Annotated in this window: 2 tRNA genes and 3 rRNA genes; all 5 read left to right on the forward strand. The window is 47.9% G+C overall.

What is annotated here, in order from left to right:
- Window positions 1-300: 300 nt before the first annotated feature.
- The 5 genes from IC612_RS09915 (at window position 301) to rrf (ending at window position 5,211) form a co-directional block, all read left to right on the forward strand.
- Window positions 301-1,817, forward strand: a 16S ribosomal RNA gene (locus IC612_RS09915).
- A 148-nt stretch (window positions 1,818-1,965) separates the two neighbouring features.
- Window positions 1,966-2,039: transfer RNA gene (locus IC612_RS09920), tRNA-Ile, on the forward strand.
- Between the two features lie 12 nt (window positions 2,040-2,051).
- Window positions 2,052-2,125 (forward strand) — tRNA-Ala (locus IC612_RS09925).
- A 162-nt stretch (window positions 2,126-2,287) separates the two neighbouring features.
- Window positions 2,288-5,033, forward strand: a 23S ribosomal RNA gene (locus IC612_RS09930).
- Between the two features lie 70 nt (window positions 5,034-5,103).
- A 5S ribosomal RNA gene (gene rrf, locus IC612_RS09935) occupies window positions 5,104-5,211 on the forward strand.
- The 16S, 23S and 5S rRNA genes sit together here with 2 tRNA genes alongside, the layout of an rRNA operon.
- Window positions 5,212-5,217 lie beyond the last annotated feature (6 nt).

Genomic DNA, 5,217 nt, shown 5'->3' on the forward strand with positions numbered 1-5,217 from the left:
GCGTATCTTTGCAATCCGAAATCGAAAGAAGGTAGGAGCGCAGGAGTAGATGATTGAATTAGGAAAGGAGTTAGGGATAAGAGAGGGCGTTTGGTCTTCGAAAGAATCTCAAAATTTTTTTCAAAAAGATTTGGTCAGTTAAAAAAAAGTTTTTACTTTTGCACTCGCAAATCAGAAACAACGACAGGAGATTTCTGAGGATGCGAAGAGAAGAGAAGATCATTGAAAATACAATACACAACCAAGTAAGGAAAAAAAAACCAAAGCGAAGTCATACTTTGAGTGAGTCAGAACAAACATACAATGGAGAGTTTGATCCTGGCTCAGGATGAACGCTAGCGGGAGGCCTAACACATGCAAGCCGAGCGGTAGAATCTTTTCGGAGATTTGAGAGCGGCGTACGGGTGAGGAACACGTGTGCAACCTGCCTTTATCTGGGAGATAGCCTTTCGAAAGGAAGATTAATATCCCATAATATATTGAGTGGCATCACTTAATATTGAAAGCTCCGGCGGATAGAGATGGGCACGCGCAAGATTAGATAGTTGGTGAGGTAACGGCTCACCAAGTCTACGATCTTTAGGGGGCCTGAGAGGGTGATCCCCCACACTGGTACTGAGACACGGACCAGACTCCTACGGGAGGCAGCAGTGAGGAATATTGGACAATGGGTGCAAGCCTGATCCAGCCATCCCGCGTGAAGGATTAAGGTCCTATGGATTGTAAACTTCTTTTATACAGGGATAAACCTCTCCTCGTGAGGAGAGCTGAAGGTACTGTATGAATAAGCACCGGCTAACTCCGTGCCAGCAGCCGCGGTAATACGGAGGGTGCAAGCGTTATCCGGATTTATTGGGTTTAAAGGGTCCGTAGGCGGGTTCGTAAGTCAGTGGTGAAATCCTACAGCTTAACTGTAGAACTGCCATTGATACTGCGAGTCTTGAGTGTAGTTGAGGTAGCTGGAATGAGTAGTGTAGCGGTGAAATGCATAGATATTACTCAGAACACCAATTGCGAAGGCAGGTTACCAAGTTACAACTGACGCTGATGGACGAAAGCGTGGGGAGCGAACAGGATTAGATACCCTGGTAGTCCACGCTGTAAACGATGCTAACTCGTTTTTGGATTTTCGGATTCAGAGACCAAGCGAAAGTGATAAGTTAGCCACCTGGGGAGTACGTTCGCAAGAATGAAACTCAAAGGAATTGACGGGGGCCCGCACAAGCGGTGGATTATGTGGTTTAATTCGATGATACGCGAGGAACCTTACCAAGACTTAAATGGGAGTGGACAGGCTTAGAAATAGGCTTTTCTTCGGACCACTTTCAAGGTGCTGCATGGTTGTCGTCAGCTCGTGCCGTGAGGTGTTAGGTTAAGTCCTGCAACGAGCGCAACCCCTGTCACTAGTTGCTAACATTAAGTTGAGGACTCTAGTGAGACTGCCTACGCAAGTAGAGAGGAAGGTGGGGATGACGTCAAATCATCACGGCCCTTACGTCTTGGGCCACACACGTAATACAATGGCCGGTACAGAGGGCAGCTACACAGCGATGTGATGCGAATCTCGAAAGCCGGTCTCAGTTCGGATTGGAGTCTGCAACTCGACTCTATGAAGCTGGAATCGCTAGTAATCGCGCATCAGCCATGGCGCGGTGAATACGTTCCCGGGCCTTGTACACACCGCCCGTCAAGCCATGGAAGTTTGGGGTACCTGAAGTCGGTGACCGTAAAAGGAGCTGCCTAGGGTAAAACAAGTAACTAGGGCTAAGTCGTAACAAGGTAGCCGTACCGGAAGGTGCGGCTGGAACATCTCATTTTAGAGACTTTACGTCAAAAATTATTATTGGCTTCACTTGAAGTTTCGTTTTGGTTTTTTTATTTGGTTGTATATTATATTATAGAATACCCCTAGGAATTAGTATCAGGGAGAAGAGATTGGGATGCTTACTAGGTATCTTGGTAGAGAGTCTCGTAGCTCAGCTGGTTAGAGCGCTACACTGATAATGTAGAGGTCGGCAGTTCGAGCCTGCCCGAGACTACTAATGAATAGAGGGGAATTAGCTCAGCTGGCTAGAGCGCCTGCCTTGCACGCAGGAGGTCAAGGGTTCGACTCCCTTATTCTCCACAGTTTTACTATGCTGGTTTAAAAGTAACGAATGGAGCCAAAAACAACATTTGTATACCATTATTAGTAAGAAGAAGAACAGATCATTGACATTAACGGTAAAGACATCACAAAGAGAAAACCGAGCACTTTTGAGTGCTTTAGGAAACTAAAAATAATAGGAAAGAAATCGTTAAGGGCGTATGGCGGATGCCTAGGCTTTCAGAGGCGAAGAAGGACGTGGTAAGCTGCGAAAAGCTGCGGGGATTGGCACACACGAATTGATCCGCAGATGTCCGAATGGGGCAACCCAATACATTGAAGATGTATTACTGCGTAAGCAGAGCGAACCCGGAGAACTGAAACATCTAAGTACCCGGAGGAAAAGAAATCGAAGAGATTCCGTAAGTAGTGGCGAGCGAAAGCGGATTAGCCCAAAAGTTTGTATATGTTTAGTAGAATGCTTTGGAAAGAGCAGCCATAGAGGGTGATAGCCCCGTACATGAAAGGCATATATGGATGATAAATGAGTAAGGCGGGACACGTGAAATCCTGTCTGAATATGGGGGGACCATCCTCCAAGGCTAAATACTCCTGAAAGACCGATAGTGAACAAGTACTGTGAAGGAAAGGTGAAAAGCACTTCGAATAGAAGGGTGAAAGAGAACCTGAAACCGTACGCCTACAAGCGGTCGGAGCCCACAAGTTGGGTGACGGCGTGCCTTTTGCATAATGAGCCTACGAGTTAATTTTACTAGCGAGGTTAAGGACTTAAGGTCCGGAGCCGAAGCGAAAGCGAGTCTGAATAGGGCGCATAGTTAGTAGGATTAGACGCGAAACCTTGTGATCTACCCATGGGCAGGTTGAAGCTTTGGTAACACAAAGTGGAGGACCGAACCGGTTGACGTTGAAAAGTCTTCGGATGACCTGTGGGTAGGGGTGAAAGGCCAATCAAACTGGGAGATAGCTCGTACTCCCCGAAATGCATTTAGGTGCAGCGTTGATTTAGTTTATTAGAGGTAGAGCTACTGATTGGATGCGGGGGTTTCATCGCCTACCAATTCCTGACAAACTCCGAATGCTAATAAATGATGGTCAGCAGTGAGGGCATGGGTGCTAAGGTCCATGTCCGAGAGGGAAAGAACCCGGACCAACAGCTAAGGTCCCCAAATATATGCTAAGTTGAAATAACGCGGTTGGACTGCATTGACAGCTAGGATGTTGGCTTGGAAGCAGCCATTCATTTAAAGAGTGCGTAACAGCTCACTAGTCGAGCGGTCCGGCATGGATAATAATCGGGCATAAGCATATTACCGAAGCTATGGCAGTATTAATACTGGGTAGGGGAGCATTCTATTGGCGCAGAAGCAGTGCTGTGAGGCATTGTGGAGCTTATAGAAAAGAAAATGTAGGCATAAGTAACGATAATGCAGGCGAGAAACCTGCACACCGAAAGACTAAGGTTTCCTCAGCCATGCTAATCAGCTGAGGGTTAGTCGGGACCTAACGCGAACCCGAAAGGGGTAGTGGATGGACAATGGGTTAATATTCCCATACTTGCTCACACTAAAAAGGGGACGGAGTGGCGTACTTGCTGGAGACTGACGGAATAGTCAAGGCCTAGCCTTCGGGCGAAGCTGCTGCAGGGAAACCGCTTCCAAGAAAAGCCGAAGTGAAGCAACCCGTACCAAAACCGACACAGGTAGTCGAGGAGAGAATCCTAAGGTGCTCGAGTGAGTCGTGGCTAAGGAACTAGGCAAAATAGTCTCGTAACTTCGGAAGAAGGGACGCCTCCCTCAGGGGAGGCCTCAGTAAAGAGGCCCAGGCGACTGTTTATCAAAAACACAGGACTCTGCTAAATCGAAAGATGCTGTATAGGGTCTGACACCTGCCCGGTGCTGGAAGGTTAAGGAAGGAAGTTAGCGTAAGCGAAGCTTTTGACTGAAGCCCCAGTAAACGGCGGCCGTAACTATAACGGTCCTAAGGTAGCGAAATTCCTTGTCGGGTAAGTTCCGACCTGCACGAATGGTGTAACGATCTGGGCACTGTCTCAGCCACGAGCTCGGTGAAATTGTAGTATCGGTGAAGATGCCGATTACCCGCAATGGGACGAAAAGACCCTGTGAACCTTTACTATAACTTCGTATTGACTTTGAGTAAGCAATGTGTAGGATAGGTGGGAGACTTTGAAGCTGGCACGCTAGTGTCGGTGGAGTCGACGTTGAAATACCACCCTTTGCTTACTTGGAGCCTAACTTCGAAAGAAGGACACTGCGTGGTGGGTAGTTTGACTGGGGTGGTCGCCTCCAAAAGAGTAACGGAGGCTTTCAAAGGTACCCTCAGCACGCTTGGTAACCGTGCGTAGAGTGTAATGGCATAAGGGTGCTTGACTGTGAGACCTACAAGTCGATCAGGTGCGAAAGCAGGACATAGTGATCCGGTGGTTCCGTATGGAAGGGCCATCGCTCATAGGATAAAAGGTACTCCGGGGATAACAGGCTAGTCTCCCCCAAGAGCTCACATCGACGGGGAGGTTCGGCACCTCGATGTCGGCTCGTCACATCCTGGGGCTGGAGAAGGTCCCAAGGGTTGGGCTGTTCGCCCATTAAAGTGGCACGCGAGCTGGGTTCAGAACGTCGTGAGACAGTTCGGTCTCTATCTATTGCGGGCGTTAGATGTTTGAGAGGGCTTGAATCTAGTACGAGAGGACCGATTTGAACAAACCTCTGGTGTATCTGTTGTGCCGCCAGGCGCACCGCAGAGTAGCTACGTTTGGTTAGGATAAGCACTGAAAGCATATAAGTGCGAAACCTGCCTCAAGATGAGACATCTTTTAAGGGTCGTTGGAGATGACGACGTTGATAGGCTACAGGTGTAAAGTTGGTAACAGCATAGCCGAGTAGTACTAATTACCCGTAGATTTATAGCCTATTACAGGCACTCAAAAGTGCAAGAAGGTTTTTTCTTTGTGAGCGTTTTTATCGCTTTAATATAATATTTAGGGTGGTTTTAGCAGAGGGGCTCACCTGTTCCCATTCCGAACACAGAAGTTAAGCCCTCTAGCGCCGATGGTACTGCTAACGCGGGAGAGTAGGTCGCCGCCAGTTTTTTTT

Origin of the sequence: Planobacterium oryzisoli, from assembly GCF_015354315.1 — a bacterium.
GTDB classification, from domain to species: Bacteria; Bacteroidota; Bacteroidia; order Flavobacteriales; family Weeksellaceae; genus Planobacterium_A; species Planobacterium_A oryzisoli.